Source organism: Streptomyces sp. Act143 (genome assembly GCF_003143935.1).
Taxonomy (GTDB): domain Bacteria; phylum Actinomycetota; class Actinomycetes; order Streptomycetales; family Streptomycetaceae; genus Streptomyces.
Map to the genome: position 1 here is coordinate 8,269,942 of NZ_QFRX01000001.1, position 17,021 is coordinate 8,286,962.

Here is a 17,021-nt window from a genome sequence, read left to right on the forward strand (position 1 = left end):
TCCCGCTCCAGTCCCGGCGCCCCGACCCGAAGCCCCAGTCCCGCTGCCCCCCGAACCCGCACCCCCATACGGCGCCCCCCACGCACCCCCACCCGCATGAGGCGTACCCCCAGACCACCCCGCATGCTGCCCCGGACCGTCTCCCGGGCTCTCCGCCGCCCCCGGCGAACCTTCCGCGGCCCCCGCCAGGCCCCCCAGTGCCAACGGCGCCGCCCGCTGCCCCGCCGCTCCCGTGGCCCGTGCCAGCAGGGCCCCGGCCGCGCCCGCGCCCCCGCCCCACAGGGCACCGAGCAGCAGGGCCATGCCGAGGTGGCCGTGGAGTTCGATGCCGGCGCCGAACGCGTCGACGCCCAGCACCGACAGCGAGGCGTCCACGGACACCTCCGTCAGCCACGCGAGCAGGGGCAGTGCCAACGCCGTCGCCACCCCCAGCCGCAGCGCACAGAGCCCGGCAAAACCGAGGGCGCCCGGATCCCGTACGTACGAGGCGTGCAAGGCGTACGAGCCACTCGCACCCCCCACGGCCCCGGGCCCTGAACCCCGTACGACACTGCCGCCGCCCGACCACGCCGAGGCCTCCGCGACATCCGCCCCCGCACCCGGCCGCGCACCCGCCCCCGCACCCGGCCGCGCACCCGCACCCGCACTTGACCTCGCCCCGGCACTCGGCGCCGCCCCCACCACTCCCACCGGCGTCCGTACCGCCGCCAGCACCCCCGCCAGCAGCATCATCACGGCCGCGGCGACGGCCAGCAGCCAGACCCGGCCGTCGAGTTCGGCGAGGCGGGAGAGGGAGACGGACTCGTCGCGCTGGGAGCTCAGCAGGTCGTCCAGGGGGGCGGGGAGGAAGGCGGCGAGGGGGCCCGTCGCCCGGCCGTCCCAGGGGACGAAGAGGCCGATCGGGATGCCGAGCCACGTGCCGTTGGGGGCGCCGAGGAGCGCCGCGCCCGCGATCCGCTTCGGGTGGTCGTCGCCGATCGCCGCGTACGCCGCCGCGGCGAGCCCCGCCGCGACCGTGACCAGCAGCACGGTGACGACCGCCGACACCGCCGGGCGGACCACCCGGTGCACGGCCTCCAGGCCGCGCGGCAACGGGGTCCGGCGCGAGGCGAGCAGGGCGATCAGCAGGACGCCCGCCGACCAGCCGAGGCCGCCCAGCAGCGTCGGCATCGTGTCCACCGTGAACCCGACCGCCGCCTTCGCGTCGATCAGGTTGCCGATCTTGTCCGGGAGCAGCCCGCCGATGTCCCCGATGTCACCGAGCCCCGGGATGTCCAGGCCGCCGCCGCCCCCGCCGCCGGGCAGCTTGTCGAGGCCCAGGGCGCCGCCGTCGATCGTGATGACGTCGTGACCCGCCCAGGCCAGCCCGCCCAGGGTCGCCACGAAGAGGGCGATCACCGTGCCCGCGCGCGCGAGGAGTTCGGCCGGTGCGATCACAACGCCCGCCGCCCGCAGGGACCGTAGGAAGAACCATGACAAAAGGAGCGCACCGACCAGGCTCACTCCCAGTGGCGTGATCTCGATGGCGGTCGCCGCCTCCGCGCCCGTCAGCCCGAACGCGGACACGTCTCCGGACGGTGTCACCGAACCACCCGCCCCAAGGGCCACCACCGCCGCGGTCATCGGGCCCAGCGAGGCCGTCGCGTCCGCTCCCAGCAGGTGCAGCCCGAGCGCCGCGACGCCGGCCATGCCGATCAACGCCCAGCTCACGGCGACGATCGCGGTCAGCAGGATGTCTCCCCACGGCAGCTTCGCGCCGTACTTCGTGGTCTCGACGTTCGTGGACACACTCATGGCAGACCCCCCGATCCGCGGCGCGGCGATCGCCGCGCATGTCCCCCTCGCGTGGATTACCACTCTCCGGGTCGGTTTCAACCCCGTCAACGGGACCGGTCGATGCGTAGGTGCGCGGTCTTCACAAGGCCCGACTTTCGGTCAGGGGGCCGAGCCTGAAATAGTTCCCGACGATGTTCGACATCCCTAGACTCCCTGTGTTGGGGGTAACTCGGGGGACTACTCATGGGGCATGGAGTGCCGGAACTCGTACTGGAATTGAATGGACGTACCTGGACGCTCGACCCGTCCAGGCCCTACACCCTCGGACGCGATCCGCAGGGTGACATCGTGCTGGACGACGCCAGGGTGTCCTGGCGTCACGCCACGATCAGCTGGAACGGCCGCAGTTGGGTCGTCGAGGACCACGGCTCGACCAACGGCACCTTCGTGCAGGGTCAGCGGATCCACCAGCTGGAGATCGGCGCCGGCACGGCGGTGCATCTCGGCAACGCGACCGACGGGCCGCGCGTGAGCGTCTCCGGCGCCGCGGCTCCCGCCGCGCAGCCACAGCCGCAGCAGCAGCCGTACGCCGCGCAGGCCGCTCCCGCCGCCAATCCCGGCTGGGCCCAGCAGGCGCCGCCGCAGCAGGCCCCGGCGCAGCAGGCTCCGCAGGGCGGCTGGCAGCAGCCGCCCGCGGGCATCCCGTCGCAGCAGGGGGGGACCGGCGTCGGCGCGGGGGCGCCGCCGGTGTACGGCGACCGCAGCCCCACCACGTTCCACCAGTTCTCGATCGGCCGCGTGATGCGGATCGGTCGTGCCCTGGAGAACGAGCTGGTCGTCTCCGACCTCCAGGTCTCCCGTCACCACGCCGAGTTCCGCTCGACGCCCGACGGCCGCATGGAGATCCGCGACCTCGGCTCGCACAACGGCACGTACGTCAACGGTCAGCCGATCGCCAAGGGCGGCTCGCAGCTGCTGGGCCCCGCCGACATCGTCGGTGTCGGTCACTCGACGTTCCGGATCGTGGGCGACCGGCTCGAGGAGTTCGTCGACACCGGTGAGGTCTCCTTCTCGGCCCGCCACCTGACGGTCACGGTCGACGGCGGCAAGCAGATCCTCAAGGACGTCTCCTTCGGCGTCCCGGAGAAGTCGCTGATCGCGGTCATCGGACCGTCCGGTTCCGGCAAGTCGACGCTGCTCAAGGCGCTGACGGGCTACCGGCCCGCCAACCAAGGCGACGTCCTCTACGACAACCGGAACCTGTACAAGCAGTTCGCCGAGCTGCGCCAGCGCATCGGTCTGGTCCCGCAGGACGACATCCTGCACAAGGAGCTGACCGTCAAGAAGGCCCTCAAGTACGCGGCCAAGCTCCGCTTCCCCGCCGACACCACCGGCGCCGAGCGCGAGGCCCGGATCGATGAGGTGCTGCGCGAGCTGAAGCTGGACATCCACAAGGAGAAGAAGGTCACCTCCCTCTCCGGCGGCCAGCGCAAGCGTGTCTCGGTGGCCCTGGAGCTCCTGACCAAGCCGTCGCTGATCTTCCTGGACGAGCCCACCTCGGGCCTCGACCCGGGCATGGACCGCGACGTCATGCAGCTGCTGCGCGGCCTCGCCGACGACGGCCGCACGGTCTTGGTCGTCACCCACTCGGTGGCCGAGCTGGCGATCTGCGACAAGCTCCTCGTCATGGCCCCGGGCGGTTCGGTCGCCTACTTCGGCCCGCCCGAGGAGGCGCTGAACTTCTTCGGCTACGACACCTGGGCCGACGTCTTCTCCGCCTTCGAGAACTACCGCGACTACGACTGGGCGGGACGCTGGAAGGGCTCCCAGCACTACCAGATGTACGCCGCGGACATCGACGCGATCGCGCCGCAGTCCGTACAGATGCCGCCGATGCAGGCGATGAAGCCGCCGAAGCCCCAGGGCTGGATGTCGCAGTTCGGCACGCTGGTGCGCCGCTACGTCTCGGTCATCGGCTCCGACAAGGGCTTCCTGGCCCTGTCGATCATCCTGCCGCTCGTCCTCGGCTCGGTGAGCCTGCTCATCGACTCCGGCAAGGACCTGCTGGTCAACACGGAGATCAACCCGACCACCGGGAAGCCGGTGGCCAACGGCACGGCCCTCACCGTGCTGCTGATCCTCGCGGTGGGCGCCTGCTTCGCCGGCGCCGCGAACTCCGTCCGTGAGCTGATCAAGGAACGGGTCATCTACGAGCGCGAGCGCGCCACCGGCCTGTCCCGCTCGGCGTACCTGATGTCCAAGGTCTTCGTGCTCGGCCTCATCACCATGCTCCAGGGCCTGATGGTGGGCATCATCGGCTTCTCCAGCCGCACCATCCCGGACGAGGGCCTGATCTTCGGCAGCCAGATCCTGCTGGAACTGTGCATCCCGATCATGGCGCTCGGCTTCACGGCGATGATGTTCGGCCTGATCATCTCGGCCCTGGTGAAGACCGCCGAGAAGACCATGCCGCTGCTGGTGATGTTCGCGATCGTCCAGGTCGTCTTCACCGGCTGCCTGTTCCCGCTCGCCAACTCCGTCGGCGTCAACCAGCTGTCCTACCTGATGCCGTCGCGCTGGGCGGTCGCCGCCGCGGGCGCCACGCTCGACTTCAACAAGATCAGCCCGCCCGCCAAGGGCGACAGCGACGACCCGCTGTGGGCGCACTCCGTCGGCGCCTGGGGCATGGACATGGTCGCCCTGATCGTCCTCGGTGTGATCTGCGGCTTCCTCGTGGCCCGCTTCCTGCGCCGCCACGAGCCCGAGGTCATGCGCAAGTAACCGGTCCCCGTACGACGCCGAAGGGCGGCACCCCGTCAGTTGGGTGCCGCCCTTCGGCGTACGCGAGCTGAGGTCCGCGCGGCCTCAGTACGCGCTGTTCACGTTGTCGATCGAGCCGTACTTGTCGGCCGCGTAGTTCGCGGAGGCGACGATGTTGGCGACCGGGTCGTACTGGCTCCAGGACGTGCCCGCGACGTGGTAGGCGTCGAAGGTCGGCTTGATGATCTGCAGCAGACCGATCGACGGGGTGCCGTTGATCGCGTTGACGTCCCAGTTGTTGATCGCGCTCGGGTTGCCCGAGGACTCCCGGATGATGTTGCGGTACAGACCGTTGTACGTACCCGGAATGCCCTTGGCGTCCATGATGTCGAGGGCGTGCTTGATCCAGCCGTCGAGGTTGTTCGCGTAGGACTTCGGGGCGGCCTTGACCGCGGCGCGCTGGGCGGACCGGCTCGCGGCCTCCTTCGCCTTGCGCTCCTGGGCGGCCTTCTGCGCGGCCTTCTTCTTGGCCGCGGCCTCGGCGGCCGCCTTCTTCTTCGCGGCGGCCTCGACGGCGGCCTTCTTCGCGGCGGCGGCCTCGGCGGCCTGCGCCTGAAGGCTCGTGTCGGCGAGCTGCTCGCTGACGCCGGACTGGAGGTCCTTCAGCTGCTCGGAGCTGTAGGCCACCTTCGCCGAGGAGACGGCCTCGCTCGTGGTCGTGTCCGCGTTGCTGGGCACCGCGGAGAACGCGAGGGCGGCGGCGCCGAGCGTGGCGACACCGGCGAGCGCGACCTTGTGGCGCTTGGTCAGCGCCCGACTATGACCACGGGTGGAGTTCTGCGACATGCGGATGGGACCTCTTCGAATAGCGCGGAGGTCGCTCTGCGTCCTTGCGGCACAAACGCCGCGGGCGGAACCCGCGGCGCTGAGCGACGGCAGCCATTCTTAGCGGCCGCAAAAATGTGTGGCAAAGGTGTGACGTACTATCCTGGATAGTGGATCAGGGGACGGCAAAACGGGACAGACGGGAACGTCTGCCCCGCTCATGAGGGACCTGTTTATCTCCTATTGACCTTCGTACGTGATGTGCGCCCTATGCGCGGGCTCACATCGGGCGCGTAACAGTCTCACCGGCAGTTGCTGAAGCAATGCTCTGCGTGAGGGGCTGGCCGCCGGCCCTCCGCCGGGAGGATGAGATGCGCGTCCCCGAACTCGTGCCACAGATAGAGCCCTCGCAGCGCCTCCTCGTAACTGCGGTCCACCGCGGCCCGCCCCGCCACCGCCCGGAGCATCAGCAGATGCGAGGCCTCCGGCTCGTGCAGCCCGGTCAGCAGCCCGTCCACGACCCGCACCCCGCGCTCCGGGGTCACGACCAGGTCCGTCCACCCCGCACGCGCGCGTACGGCCCCGTCGGCACCGGCCGCCGACTCCACGGCCCGCACGGCGGTCGTCCCCACGGCGACGACCCGGCCGCCCCCCGCCTTCACCGCGTTGATCAGCCGTGCCGAGGCCTTTGGCACCGCGAACCGCTCCGGATACGGCGGCTCGTGCGCCTCCACCGACGCCACACCCGTGTGCAGCGTGATCGGCGCGAACTGCACACCACGGCTCACCAGCTCCGCCACCAGCCGCGCGGTGAACGGTCGCGCCGCGCTCGGCATCTCCGCGCTGCCGACCCCGCCGGGCTGCGGCAGCGCGAACACCGTCTGGTACGCGGACAGCGGCTGGTCCCGCTCCGTATAGGAGTAACGGATCGGCCGGCCGTGCTCCCGCAGCAGCCCGGTGACCGGCGCCCCGGCCGCCCGCGCCCACCACAGCCGCCCGCTCCGCGCGCTCAACGGCTCCTCCAACGTCAGCCGCACACCCCCGGGCAACCGCACCTCCGTACCCGCCGGCCCTCCCGCACGCGCGCGCGTGGTGCCCCGCCCGTCCGGCTCCCGCAGCTCGACCGCCCAGCGTCCGTCGTCCCCGCGCGTGGAGAAGTGCACCACCACGCGCGCGTCCCCGATCCGCCCGTCCACGGCCGCCGCCAGCGTCGGCGACGTGTTCACGACCAGCAGATCCCCGGCCCGCAGCAGACACGGCAGCTCGGCGAACGCGCGATGCGACACCTCCGTACCGCGCGAGACCAGCAGCCGTACGGCGTCCCGGTCGAGGCCCGGGCCACGCTGCTCGGCGGGGACACGGGCCGACAGCTCCTCCGGGACCCGCAGCGCCAGGGTCACCGCGCCTCCAGCAGCGCGGCGGCCGTGTACCGACCGCTCGCCGGGCGCCGGTCGAGCAGCCGCAGGAAGGCCGGCGCGATGTCCGCCGGCGTCGGCGCTCCCGACAGGTCCTCGGCGGGCTCGGCGGCGGCCAGCATGTCGGTGCGCATGCCACCCGGGTCCACCCACCAGACCCGCAGCTCCGGCTCCTCCAGCGCCAGCACCGCCGACAGCTGGTCCAGTGCCGCCTTCGTCGCTCCGTACGCTCCCCAGGTCCGGTACGCCTCCGCGCCCGCGTCCGAGCTCACATTCACCACCGCACCCGAGGGCGCCGCCCGCAGCAGGGGCAGCGCCTCCTGGAGCAGCCCAAGCGGCGCCACCACGTTCACCTCCAGGGCCGCACGGAAGCCGTCCAGCGCCTGCTCGCCCAGCGGCACCAGGGGCTCGGCGCCCAGCACCCCGGCGTTGTTCACCAGCAGATCGAGCCCCCCGAGCTCCCGCGCCGCCGCCACCAGCCCGGCCCGGTGCCCGGCAGCCGTGACATCCCCGGGCAGCGCCGTCACGCGCGTGCCGTACGCCGCCACCCCCGCCGCCGTCTTGCGGAGGACCTCGGCGTTCCTGGCGTCGAGCACCAGATCCCAGCCGCGCGTGGCCAGCGCCTCGGCGAGCGCGCGCCCCAGCCCCCTGGAGGCCCCCGTGATGATCGCTACCGGCATGGCCTGTCCCCTCGTCGTCACGTCCATGTGCCCTCAACGTAGGAACCGGCCGCCCTCGCCCGCGTCGGACCCGGGTCGCGAACCGGCGGGGCCCTTCGCCCTAAGCCCACGGTCCGGGCCCATCGCCCTAGGTCCACCGCCCTAGGCGGCCGCCGCCACAGGTCGGATACGGACTGTCACACCCCGCCGGTACCGTGAGGACATGAGTCAAGGCCCCAGGTCCGGCCTCGCCGCGGTGAGCTCCGCGTTGCTGGCCATGAGCAGGCATCTCGAGGTGCGCGACGTCCTCAAGACGATCGTCGCATCGGCCCGCGAACTGCTCGACGCGCAGTACGCCGCCCTCGGCGTCCCCGACGACCACGGCGGCTTCGCCCAGTTCGTCGTCGACGGCGTCAGCGACCAGCAGTGGAAGGCCATCGGCCCGCTCCCCAGGCAGCACGGCATCCTCGCCGCGATGCTCCAGGAAGCCAAGGTCGAGCGCCTCGCCGACGTGCGCAAGGACCCCCGCTTCGAGGGCTGGCCCTCGGCCCACCCCGACATGTCCGACTTCCTGGGCCTGCCGATCAGGGACGGCGACGACGTCATCGGCGCCCTGTTCCTCGCCAACAAGCTGCGCCCTGTGGGGGGAGACCCCCTACACCCCCCGTGCCCCAAGCCGGACGGCACCTGCGGCTTCACCGCCGAGGACGAGGAACTCCTCTCCATCCTTGCCCAGCACGCCGCCATCGCCCTCACCAACGCCCGCCTGTACGAGCGCAGCCGCGAACTGACGATCGCCGAGGAACGCTCCCGCCTGGCCCACGAACTGCACGACGCGGTCGCCCAGAAGCTGTTCTCCCTGCGGCTGACCGCCCAGGCCGCCGCCGCCCTGGTCGACCGCGACCCCTCGCGCGCCAAGGGCGAGCTGCAACAGGTCGCGGCGCTCGCTGCCGAGGCCGCCGACGAACTGCGCGCGGCCGTGGTCGAACTGCGCCCCGCCGCCCTCGACGAGGACGGCCTCGTGGCCACCCTCCGCACCCAGATCCAGGTCCTCGACCGCGCCCACACCGCGCGCGTGACCTTCGACAGCTGCGGGGTGCGCGCCCTGCCCGCAGCCCAGGAGGAGGCCCTTCTGCGCGTCGCCCAGGAGGCCCTGCACAACGCCCTGCGGCACTCCGGGGCCGACCACGTCGACGTGACGCTGGCCCGCCGCGGCAGCGGGGCCGTCCTGAGCGTCAGCGACGACGGCGGCGGCTTCGACCCGAAGCAGACCCGCCGCGCGGGACGCCACCTCGGTCTGGTCTCCATGCGGGACCGGGCGAGCGGGGTAGGCGGCGCACTGACCGTGGAATCGGCGCCCGGCAAGGGCACCACGATCGAGATGGAGGTCCCTGGTGGCTGACGCAATCAAGGTGCTGCTCGTCGACGACCACCAGGTGGTCCGCCGGGGCCTGCGCACCTTCCTCGAAGTGCAGGACGACATAGAGGTCGTCGGCGAGGCCTCCGACGGTGCCGAGGGCGTCGCCCGCGCCGAGGAGCTGAAGCCCGACGTCGTCCTCATGGACGTCAAGATGCCCGGCATGGACGGCGTCGAGGCGCTGCGCAGACTCCGCGAACTGGACAACCCCGCGCGCGTGCTCATCGTCACCAGCTTCACCGAACAGCGCACGGTGATCCCGGCCCTGCGCGCGGGAGCCGCCGGATACGTCTACAAGGACGTCGACCCCGACGCCCTCGCGGGCGCCATCCGTTCCGTCCACGCCGGTCACATCCTGCTCCAGCCCGAGGTGGCCGGCGCCCTGCTCTCCCAGGAGGAGGCCGGCTCGGGACAGGGAAGGGCGGGTTCGCTGACCGAGCGGGAGCGCGAGGTGCTGGGGCTCATCGCCGACGGCCGGTCCAACCGGGAGATCGCCCGCGCCCTGGTCCTCTCCGAGAAGACGGTCAAGACCCATGTCTCGAACATCCTGATGAAACTCGACCTGGCGGACCGCACCCAGGCCGCCCTGTGGGCGGTTCGTCACGGCGTGACCGGTTGATGTGGGCGCGTCGCGACGCGCACGGCAATACGGAAGGTTCCGCTCCGGGCTGAGATTCATACCGTCGTGGGAATGTCACCCGGACGGCGCATCCTCCGTGGATCTCCGGCGTTCTTCAGTGCGTGCTGCGGCGACTGCCGCGGCAATCGCTAGGAGGGCTCAGAAGTGAAGAACCTGAAGAAGGCAGCGGCCGTGACGATGGTGGCCGGCGGGCTGATCGCCGCCGGTGCCGGTATGGCCTCCGCCACCGACGCGCACGCCGACGGCAACGCCGTGGGCTCGCCCGGCGTCGCCTCGGGCAACCTCGTCCAGGCCCCGGTCCACATCCCGGTCAACGCGGTCGGCAACAGCGTGAACGTCGTGGGCATCCTGAACCCCGCCTTCGGCAACCTGGGCGTCAACCACTGACCTCCGCCCAGGAGCGGCAGTGACCTCCGGCCTCCCGGGCGCTCCCGGGAGGCCGGTCAGTTTGTCGTGGCAATGATCCGAACGGGCAGTTGCTGCCGGATTCCCGCACCGTTTCCGCGCATCCCCGCGTTGATGAGGCACGACCCGCGGCCGGGTCGGACACGCAAACGCAGGAGGAACGCTTCTCATGAACATCGCCAAGAAGGCCGCCGTGGCCCTCACCGTTGCCGGTATCGCCACGGGTGCCGCTGCCGGTGCCGCCGTCGCCGACGCGGGTGCCGAGGGCGCGGCCGTGAAGTCGCCGGGCGTCGGCTCGGGCAACCTGGTCCAGGTCCCCGTCCACGTCCCCGTCAACGTCGTCGGCAACACGGTCAACGGCATCGCCGGCCTGAACCCCGCCTTCGGCAACTCCGGCGCGAACGACTGACGTCGGGTCCGAGCCCCAAGGGCCCCTCAAGTCAAGGGCGACTTGAGGGGCCCTTGGCATGCTGTCGCTGTCGCTGTCGCTGTCGCTTGTCCGTCGCCGGAGCCGCGGGCAGTCGTGCCGCTTGGGCGGCACGGGCGGGCGCAGCGGCACCCCGCCGACGCGGGCGAGTGAAACCCTGGACTCAGCTCACCCCCCGCTCCCGCTCCTCCACATACGCGTTGTACGCGGCCACCTGCGCCCGCCGCGCGGTCCGCTCCACCGGCCGCAGCGCCTCCGCCCGCGACGCCATCTCGCCCGCCGTCACCGCACCCCCGTGCCCGTTCTCGTACGCCACGGAGATCAACAGCCCCACCCGCTGCGCCAGCTCCAGCACCCGCACCGCCCGCGGCGGATACCCCGGCGCCAGCACCTCCCGCCCCCGCTCGGCCCGGGCCCGGTACGCGTCGATCGCCGCCTCCGCCACCGGCCCCGACCCGGCCACGTCCAGCCGCGTCAACACCTCGGTCGCCTCCCGCAGCGCCTCCGCCAGCTCCCGCTCGGCCTCACCCAGCGACGGCACATCGGCCGGCGGCGCCTCCCGCACGGGCAGCGCATGCCACACGACCTCGACATGCACATCACCCTCGGGCCCGGCCTCGTACACCTCCGGCACCAGCCCCAACGCGGCTCCGTGACAGATCACGGCCTCCTCGGCCTCCAGCGCCCGCGCGTTGAACTCCGGCGGCCCGCTCAGCCCCAGCGGATGCCCCGGCGCCGGCAACGCCACCCGCAGCCCGGTCACCCCGAGCGCCCGCAACCGCCCCAGCGCGAGCGTCAACCCGACCGGGCCCGACTCACCGGGCAGTCCCTCCACCCGATGGACCGCGTCGTCGCCGACAGCGGCGAGCACAGCATCGTCAGGTGAGACAAGTCCGGCCAAAAGGGCATTTCCCCAAGCGGCAAGGCGTCCAGAGCGAGATTCCGAGAGCATGCCCCCACCCTAAGGACCGGACCGATGGAATGGACGGCCCGACCGGTGGCGTAGATTTCCTTGAGGACTGCGCCCACAACGCGCACGCGACAGCCGAGACGCCGAGACCGGTCACACTGCAAGGGGAGACAACGCGCTCATGAGCGATGTTCTGGAGCTTCAGGACGTATCCGTGGTCCGTGAGGGCCGGGCTCTGGTGGACCAGGTCTCCTGGTCGGTCAAGGAGGGCGAGCGCTGGGTCATCCTCGGCCCCAACGGCGCCGGCAAGACCACCCTCCTGAACGTCGCGTCCAGCTACCTCTACCCCAGCAAGGGCACCGCCACCATCCTCGGCGAGACCCTCGGCAAGCCCGGCACCGACGTCTTCGAACTGCGCCCCCGCATCGGCGTGGCCGGCATCGCCATGGCCGACAAGCTCCCCAAGCGCCAGACCGTCCTGCAGACCGTGCTCACCGCCGCGTACGGCATGACGGCCGGCTGGCAGGAGGAGTACGACGACATCGACGAGCAGCGCGCCCGCGCCTTCCTCGACCGCCTCGGCATGAGCGACTACCTGGACCGGAAGTTCGGCACCCTCTCCGAGGGCGAGCGCAAGCGCACCCTCATCGCCCGCGCCCTGATGACCGACCCCGAGCTGCTCCTCCTCGACGAGCCCGCCGCCGGCCTCGACCTCGGCGGCCGCGAGGACCTCGTACGCCGACTCGGCCGCCTCGCCCGCGACCCGATCGCCCCCTCGATGCTGATGGTCACCCACCACGTCGAGGAGATCGCCCCCGGCTTCACCCACGTCCTGATGATCCGTCAGGGCAAGGTCCTCGCCGCAGGCCCCCTGGAGCTCGAACTCACCTCCCGCAACCTCTCCTTGTGCTTCGGCCTGCCCCTCGTCGTCGAGCAGGTCGGCGAGCGCTGGACCGCGCAGGGCCTTCCGATGTCCTGACCCCCCTTGCGCCCTGTCGGCGGCACGACCCGCGGTCCTACCATGACCATGTGAACGACATCGACGCATGGGTGTGGTGGCTCATCGGCGCGGCCGCGCTCGGAATCCCCCTCGTGGTGACGGCGATGCCGGAGTTGGGCATGCTCGCGGTGGGCGCCGTCGCCGGCGCGATCCTCGCGGGCCTGGGCTTCGGCGTCGTGGTACAGGTGCTCGCTTTCGTCGTCGTCTCGGTCGCCCTCATCGGCGTCGTACGGCCCATCGCCGCCCGGCACAGCGCACAACGCCCCCAACTCGCCACCGGCGTGGAGGCGTTGAAGGGCAAACAGGCGGTCGTACTGGAACGGGTCGACGGTTCCGGCGGCCGGATCAAGCTCGGCGGAGAGGTCTGGTCGGCCCGCGCCCTCGACGTCGACCGCGCCTACGAAGTAGGACAAGAAGTGGACGTCGTGGAGATCGAGGGAGCGACCGCGATCGTCATCTGACCTCGTACGACTCAACTGAACCGAACAGCCCCCGAGTTGCTCGACGGTCTGTCAGACTCGACCAGCAAGATCTTCAACAACCATAAGATCTTCCGAAAGCGCCGAGGCGGAGAAGGGTACGGGGAAGCGACGATGGAACCGGTCATCATCGTCTTGATCATCCTGGTGGTGTTGGTCTTCATCGCCCTGATCAAGACCATCCAAGTCATCCCACAGGCCAGCGCCGCCATCGTCGAGCGCTTCGGCCGCTACACGCGGACGCTGAACGCGGGCCTCAACATCGTCGTCCCGTTCATCGACACCATCCGCAACCGCATCGACCTGCGTGAACAGGTCGTCCCGTTCCCGCCGCAGCCGGTGATCACCCAGGACAACCTGGTCGTGAACATCGACACCGTCATCTACTACCAGGTGACGGACGCGCGAGCCGCCACCTACGAAGTCGCCAGCTACATCCAGGCAATCGAGCAGCTCACGGTCACCACCCTCCGCAACATCATCGGTGGCATGGACCTGGAACGGACCCTGACCTCCCGCGAGGAGATCAACGCGGCCCTGCGCGGGGTCCTCGACGAGGCCACCGGCAAGTGGGGCATCCGCGTCAACCGCGTGGAGCTGAAGGCGATCGAGCCCCCGACCTCCATCCAGGACTCGATGGAGAAGCAGATGCGCGCCGACCGTGACAAGCGCGCCGCGATCCTCACCGCGGAAGGTACGCGTCAGGCGGCCATCCTCACCGCCGAAGGTGAGAAGCAGTCCCAGATCCTGCGCGCCGAGGGTGAGGCCAAGGCCGCGGCCCTGCGCGCCGAGGGTGAGGCCCAGGCGGTCCGTACGGTCTTCGAGGCCATCCACGCGGGCGACCCCGACCAGAAGCTGCTGAGCTACCAGTACCTCCAGATGCTCCCCAAGATCGCCGAAGGCGACGCCAACAAGCTCTGGATCGTCCCCAGCGAGATCGGCGACGCCCTCAAGGGTCTGTCCGGCGCCATGGGCAACTTCGGCCCCCTGGGCGGCGGTTCGGCAGGCGGCGGCGCAACGGGCAACGGCGGTACGGAACGCAGGGAGAAGCCCCCGATCGACTGAGGCCGACATAAACGACGACGGGGCTCGCCTTCCTCAGGAAGGTGAGCCCCAAAGCCTTTGTGAGCAACGGCGTTACGCGGCGTCCACGGCCAACCAGTCCGGCAGCGCCTGGAAGTCATCGGTCCCCAGCGACAGCAGCATCGCATCGGCCGGCGTCGGCTCGAACGGCTGCCTGAGCAGCGGCATCCCCGCCTGCTCCGGAGTCCGGTCCGCCTTACGGTGGTTGTCCTCCGCGCACGAGGCCACCGTGTTCAGCCAGGAGTCCTGACCACCCTGCGCCCGCGGCACCACGTGGTCCACCGTCGTCGCCCGGCGCCCGCAGTACGCGCACCGGTGCCGGTCCCTGACCAGCACACCCCGCCTCGACCACGGAGCTTGTCTTCGGAACGGCACTCGCACGTACCGGCACAGCCGGATCACCCGGGGCGCCGGTATGTCGACCGCGGCTCCGCGCATGCGCAGTTGGGGGTGGGACTGCTCGACGACGGCCTTGTCCTGAAGCACCAGAACGACGGCGCGGTTCAACGTCACCGTCGACAGCGGCTCGAAGCTCGCGTTCAGTACCAGCGTGTCCCGCATGACCAGCCCACCTCCTGCGCTCACCCGCCCACCTCCATGGCGGGCTGGGATCAACTCTGGCCGGGCACGCCGAGATGGACAACGAAATAAAAAGTGCCCGCCCCTGATCACTTCCAAGACCAGGGGCGGGCAAACGTTCCATGAACGCTCGGTTCGTTCAGCTCTGTTCGGGGTTCTCGTACTCACCGATCAGCTGGGCACGCGCGAGCGTGTGGAACCGCAGATTGAAGCCCACGGCGGCAGGAGAGGTGTCCGCATCCGGACCGAGCTTCTCCTGATCGACGGCGTACACCGTGAAGACGTACCGGTGCGGCCCGTCCCCGGGCGGCGGCGCGGCGCCACCGAAGTCCCTGCTGCCGTAGTCGTTGCGCGCGTGTACGGCGCCCTCCGGCAGCCCCTCGAACTTGCCGCTGCCCGCACCCACCGGCAGCTCGGTCACCGAGGCGGGGATGTCGAACACGACCCAGTGCCAGAACCCACTGCCCGTAGGGGCGTCAGGGTCGTAGCAGGTCACGGCGAAGCTCTTGGTCTCGGGCGGGAAGCCCTCCCACCGCAGCTGCGGCGAGGTGTTGCCGGCCGCGTAGACCTGAGCGTCCTTGAGCGTCGCCCCTTCCTCGATGTCCTCACTCGTCACCGTGAACGACGGGACGGGCGGGTGGAAGTCGTGGGGGAGAGGCCGCCGCTTGAGCTCGGTCACCTCGGTACCTCCTGATCGATTGCCGGAAATCAGCAGTCCCGAGCCTAGAACCAGTTGCGCTTGCTGCCGACCTCGGACAGCCATTGGTTGAGGTAAGCCGCCCAGTCGGTGCCCTGGTAGTCGTTGAGCCCCACCTGGAACGAACGGAAGGTGTCACTGCCCTCGCTGAACAGCCCCGGCTTCTTGTCCATCTCCAGGACGACGTCCATGGCGTTCTGATCGGCCACGAAGCTCAGCTCGACCTGGTTCAGACCGCGGTACTGCTGCGGCGGGAAGAACTCGATCTCCTGGTAGAACGGCAGCTTCTGCCGCGTACCACGGATGTGACCGCGCTCCATGTCCGCGCTCTTGAAGCGGAAGCCCAGCTGGATGAAGGCGTCCAGGATCGCCTTCTGCGCCGGCAGCGGGTGCACGTTGATCGCATCCAGGTCACCGGAGTCCACGGCGCGCGCGATCGCCAGCTCGGTCGTCACACCGATGTTCATCCCCCGCAGGGCCTGACCGTCGATCATCGTGATCGGCGTCTCCCACGGGATCTCAAGACCGAACGGCACCGCGTGCACGGCCCCGGCCTGGAGCTCGAAGGCGCCGCCGAGCTGCACCTTGGTGAACTCGATGTTCTGCTTGTACTCCTCGTCGCCGCTCTCGACCTCGACCTTGGCCTGGAGCCCGACCGACAGCCCCTCGATCTCCTGGTTGACGGACCCGCCCTGGATCCGCACCTCACCCTGGACGACACCGCCCGGCACGACGTTGACCTCGGTCAGCACCGTCTCGACCGAAGCCCCGCCGGCACCCAGGCTCGCGAGCAGCTTCTTGAACGCCATGACTCTCCCTTACGTCGTCCTGCTTCGCGCGCGTGCCACGCGCGCGTGAATCCTTGATCCCTACAAACGCGATCCGACCGTGGCCGGTTCCGCGCCCTCACCCTTGCAAGGCGAACGCCCCCTGACCACCCCGGCGCAGCCACCCGTCTGCACTACCCTCGGACGGCATGATCGCGACCCCCGACCGTACGCCCCTTCCACGCGAGTTCTTCGACCGCCCCGTACTGGAGGTCGCCCCCGACCTCCTCGGCCGCATCCTCGTACGCACGACCCCGGACGGTCCGATCGCTCTCCGCCTCACAGAGGTAGAGGCGTACGACGGCCAGAACGACCCCGGCTCCCACGCCTATCGCGGCCGCACGGCCCGCAACGGCGTGATGTTCGGTCCCCCCGGTCACGTGTACGTCTACTTCACCTACGGCATGTGGTTCTGCATGAACCTGGTGTGCGGCCCCGACGGCCGGGCGAGCGCCGTCCTGCTCCGCGCCGGCGAGGTGATCGAAGGCGCCAAGCTCGCGCGTAAACGTCGACTCTCGGCCCGAAATGACAAGGAACTGGCCAAAGGGCCTGCGCGCCTGGCTACCGCCCTGGGCGTGGACCGCTCCCTCGACGGCACGGACGCGTGCACCTCCGTCGACACCCCGCTGAGGGTCCTGACCGGCACCCAGGTCCCCTCCGACCAGGTACGCAACGGTCCGCGCACCGGCGTCTCCGGCGACGGGGGCGTCCATCCCTGGCGCTTCTGGATCGCCAACGACCCCACGGTGAGCCCTTATCGGGCCCATACCCCGAGGCGTCGCTCAAGTTGACGCGCCCTTGCGAGGTGCGTAATGTAGCCCGAGCCGCTTGAACCGGGTACGGCGATCGCCTGCAGCCGGAAGCGGCCAAACCACTACCTACGACATCCTCCCAGCGAGGGTCAATTCGACGTGTCCGCATGCTCGAATTCGAACTCTCGGAACTCGATTATGAGTTAGCGAGGGGATGGGCTAACGTAGTGAATGTCGAAAGGCCGACAGGCGAAAGCCAGAAGCCTTTGGCAAATCCCGCCGACAGGGAATCGGACGCTGAAAGGATCTGATAGAGTCGGAAACGCAAGACCGAAGGGAAAAGCCCGGAGGAAAGCCTGAGAGAGTCTCT

General features: G+C 70.4%; 17 protein-coding genes. 9 read left to right on the plus strand and 8 right to left on the minus strand.

The window, feature by feature from the left end:
• Window positions 1-1,794 (minus strand): streptophobe family protein (locus DI272_RS37805; RefSeq protein WP_258314792.1); only part of this gene is annotated, 1,794 nt, incomplete at its 3' end.
• A 237-nt stretch (window positions 1,795-2,031) separates the two neighbouring features.
• Here DI272_RS37805 and DI272_RS37810 point away from each other — a divergent pair.
• Window positions 2,032-4,557: an FHA domain-containing protein gene (locus DI272_RS37810; RefSeq protein ID WP_109499685.1), complete on the plus strand. Its 2,526-nt coding sequence runs from the start codon at window positions 2,032-2,034 to the stop codon at window positions 4,555-4,557.
• 84 nt (window positions 4,558-4,641) lie between these two features.
• Here the strand turns inward: DI272_RS37810 and DI272_RS37815 are convergent, their stop codons facing one another.
• The 3 genes from DI272_RS37815 to DI272_RS37825 form a co-directional block, all read right to left on the minus strand.
• Window positions 4,642-5,382, minus strand: coding sequence for a transglycosylase SLT domain-containing protein (locus DI272_RS37815; protein ID WP_109499686.1), 741 nt, complete (start codon window positions 5,380-5,382; stop codon window positions 4,642-4,644).
• Window positions 5,383-5,663: 281 nt separating this feature from the next.
• Window positions 5,664-6,761 carry an S-adenosylmethionine:tRNA ribosyltransferase-isomerase gene (locus DI272_RS37820; RefSeq protein WP_109499687.1) on the minus strand — a complete coding sequence of 366 codons (1,098 nt, stop codon included), beginning with the start codon at window positions 6,759-6,761 and terminating at the stop codon, window positions 5,664-5,666.
• On the minus strand, window positions 6,758-7,456 hold the full coding sequence (locus DI272_RS37825) for an SDR family oxidoreductase (RefSeq protein ID WP_109501251.1): 699 nt from the start codon (window positions 7,454-7,456) through the stop codon (window positions 6,758-6,760). The genes DI272_RS37820 and DI272_RS37825 overlap by 4 nt, the downstream gene beginning before the upstream one ends.
• A 202-nt stretch (window positions 7,457-7,658) precedes the next feature.
• Here DI272_RS37825 and DI272_RS37830 point away from each other — a divergent pair, with 202 nt between their 5' ends.
• The 4 genes from DI272_RS37830 to DI272_RS37845 all read left to right on the plus strand — a co-directional run bounded on the left by DI272_RS37830 (window position 7,659) and on the right by DI272_RS37845 (window position 10,306).
• Window positions 7,659-8,837 carry a GAF domain-containing sensor histidine kinase gene (locus DI272_RS37830; protein ID WP_109499688.1) on the plus strand — a complete coding sequence of 393 codons (1,179 nt, stop codon included), beginning with the start codon at window positions 7,659-7,661 and terminating at the stop codon, window positions 8,835-8,837.
• A complete protein-coding gene (locus DI272_RS37835; protein WP_109499689.1) occupies window positions 8,830-9,471 on the plus strand; it encodes a response regulator transcription factor in 642 nt (213 codons plus the stop codon). Before DI272_RS37830 ends, DI272_RS37835 begins: the two co-directional genes overlap by 8 nt.
• A 165-nt stretch (window positions 9,472-9,636) precedes the next feature.
• Window positions 9,637-9,879: a chaplin ChpE gene (gene chpE / locus DI272_RS37840; protein ID WP_109499690.1), complete on the plus strand. Its 243-nt coding sequence runs from the start codon at window positions 9,637-9,639 to the stop codon at window positions 9,877-9,879.
• Window positions 9,880-10,066: 187 nt separating this feature from the next.
• Window positions 10,067-10,306, plus strand: coding sequence for a chaplin family protein (locus DI272_RS37845; RefSeq protein ID WP_109499691.1), 240 nt, complete (start codon window positions 10,067-10,069; stop codon window positions 10,304-10,306).
• 181 nt (window positions 10,307-10,487) lie between these two features.
• Here DI272_RS37845 and DI272_RS37850 read toward each other — a convergent pair whose 3' ends face one another.
• On the minus strand, window positions 10,488-11,276 hold the full coding sequence (locus DI272_RS37850; protein WP_109499692.1) for a hypothetical protein: 789 nt from the start codon (window positions 11,274-11,276) through the stop codon (window positions 10,488-10,490).
• A gap of 139 nt (window positions 11,277-11,415) precedes the next feature.
• Here DI272_RS37850 and DI272_RS37855 point away from each other — a divergent pair, with 139 nt between their 5' ends.
• From DI272_RS37855 to DI272_RS37865, 3 genes are all read left to right on the plus strand, one after another.
• Window positions 11,416-12,213: an ABC transporter ATP-binding protein gene (locus DI272_RS37855; protein WP_109499693.1), complete on the plus strand. Its 798-nt coding sequence runs from the start codon at window positions 11,416-11,418 to the stop codon at window positions 12,211-12,213.
• Window positions 12,214-12,263: 50 nt separating this feature from the next.
• On the plus strand, window positions 12,264-12,695 hold the full coding sequence (locus DI272_RS37860) for an NfeD family protein (RefSeq protein WP_109499694.1): 432 nt from the start codon (window positions 12,264-12,266) through the stop codon (window positions 12,693-12,695).
• A gap of 132 nt (window positions 12,696-12,827) precedes the next feature.
• Entirely contained in the window at window positions 12,828-13,778 is a 951-nt protein-coding gene (locus DI272_RS37865) for an SPFH domain-containing protein (protein ID WP_109499695.1), read from the plus strand.
• Between the two features lie 72 nt (window positions 13,779-13,850).
• Here DI272_RS37865 and DI272_RS37870 read toward each other — a convergent pair whose 3' ends face one another.
• From DI272_RS37870 to DI272_RS37880, 3 genes are all read right to left on the minus strand, one after another.
• Window positions 13,851-14,357 carry an HNH endonuclease gene (locus tag DI272_RS37870; RefSeq protein ID WP_109499696.1) on the minus strand — a complete coding sequence of 169 codons (507 nt, stop codon included), beginning with the start codon at window positions 14,355-14,357 and terminating at the stop codon, window positions 13,851-13,853.
• Window positions 14,358-14,514: 157 nt separating this feature from the next.
• A complete protein-coding gene (locus tag DI272_RS37875) occupies window positions 14,515-15,054 on the minus strand; it encodes a YbhB/YbcL family Raf kinase inhibitor-like protein (RefSeq protein ID WP_109499697.1) in 540 nt (179 codons plus the stop codon).
• Between the two features lie 44 nt (window positions 15,055-15,098).
• Window positions 15,099-15,881 carry a sporulation protein gene (locus DI272_RS37880; RefSeq protein ID WP_109499698.1) on the minus strand — a complete coding sequence of 261 codons (783 nt, stop codon included), beginning with the start codon at window positions 15,879-15,881 and terminating at the stop codon, window positions 15,099-15,101.
• A 167-nt stretch (window positions 15,882-16,048) separates the two neighbouring features.
• Between DI272_RS37880 and DI272_RS37885 the strand changes: the two genes are divergently transcribed.
• Window positions 16,049-16,690 carry a DNA-3-methyladenine glycosylase gene (locus DI272_RS37885; protein WP_109499699.1) on the plus strand — a complete coding sequence of 214 codons (642 nt, stop codon included), beginning with the start codon at window positions 16,049-16,051 and terminating at the stop codon, window positions 16,688-16,690.
• The last annotated feature ends 331 nt before the right edge of the window (window positions 16,691-17,021 follow it).

What these genes read in the sequence shown, in the direction of transcription:
- DI272_RS37815 (WP_109499686.1), bottom strand. Translation starts at nt 5,382, where the DNA reads ATGTCGCAGAACTCCACCCGTGGTCATAGTCGGGCGCTGACCAAGCGC.
- DI272_RS37825 (WP_109501251.1), bottom strand. Translation starts at nt 7,456, where the DNA reads ATGCCGGTAGCGATCATCACGGGGGCCTCCAGGGGGCTGGGGCGCGCG.
- DI272_RS37830 (WP_109499688.1), top strand. Translation starts at nt 7,659, where the DNA reads ATGAGTCAAGGCCCCAGGTCCGGCCTCGCCGCGGTGAGCTCCGCGTTG.
- DI272_RS37845 (WP_109499691.1), top strand. Translation starts at nt 10,067, where the DNA reads ATGAACATCGCCAAGAAGGCCGCCGTGGCCCTCACCGTTGCCGGTATC.
- DI272_RS37850 (WP_109499692.1), bottom strand. Translation starts at nt 11,276, where the DNA reads ATGCTCTCGGAATCTCGCTCTGGACGCCTTGCCGCTTGGGGAAATGCC.
- DI272_RS37855 (WP_109499693.1), top strand. Translation starts at nt 11,416, where the DNA reads ATGAGCGATGTTCTGGAGCTTCAGGACGTATCCGTGGTCCGTGAGGGC.
- DI272_RS37865 (WP_109499695.1), top strand. Translation starts at nt 12,828, where the DNA reads ATGGAACCGGTCATCATCGTCTTGATCATCCTGGTGGTGTTGGTCTTC.
- DI272_RS37870 (WP_109499696.1), bottom strand. Translation starts at nt 14,357, where the DNA reads ATGCGGGACACGCTGGTACTGAACGCGAGCTTCGAGCCGCTGTCGACG.
- DI272_RS37880 (WP_109499698.1), bottom strand. Translation starts at nt 15,881, where the DNA reads ATGGCGTTCAAGAAGCTGCTCGCGAGCCTGGGTGCCGGCGGGGCTTCG.
- DI272_RS37885 (WP_109499699.1), top strand. Translation starts at nt 16,049, where the DNA reads ATGATCGCGACCCCCGACCGTACGCCCCTTCCACGCGAGTTCTTCGAC.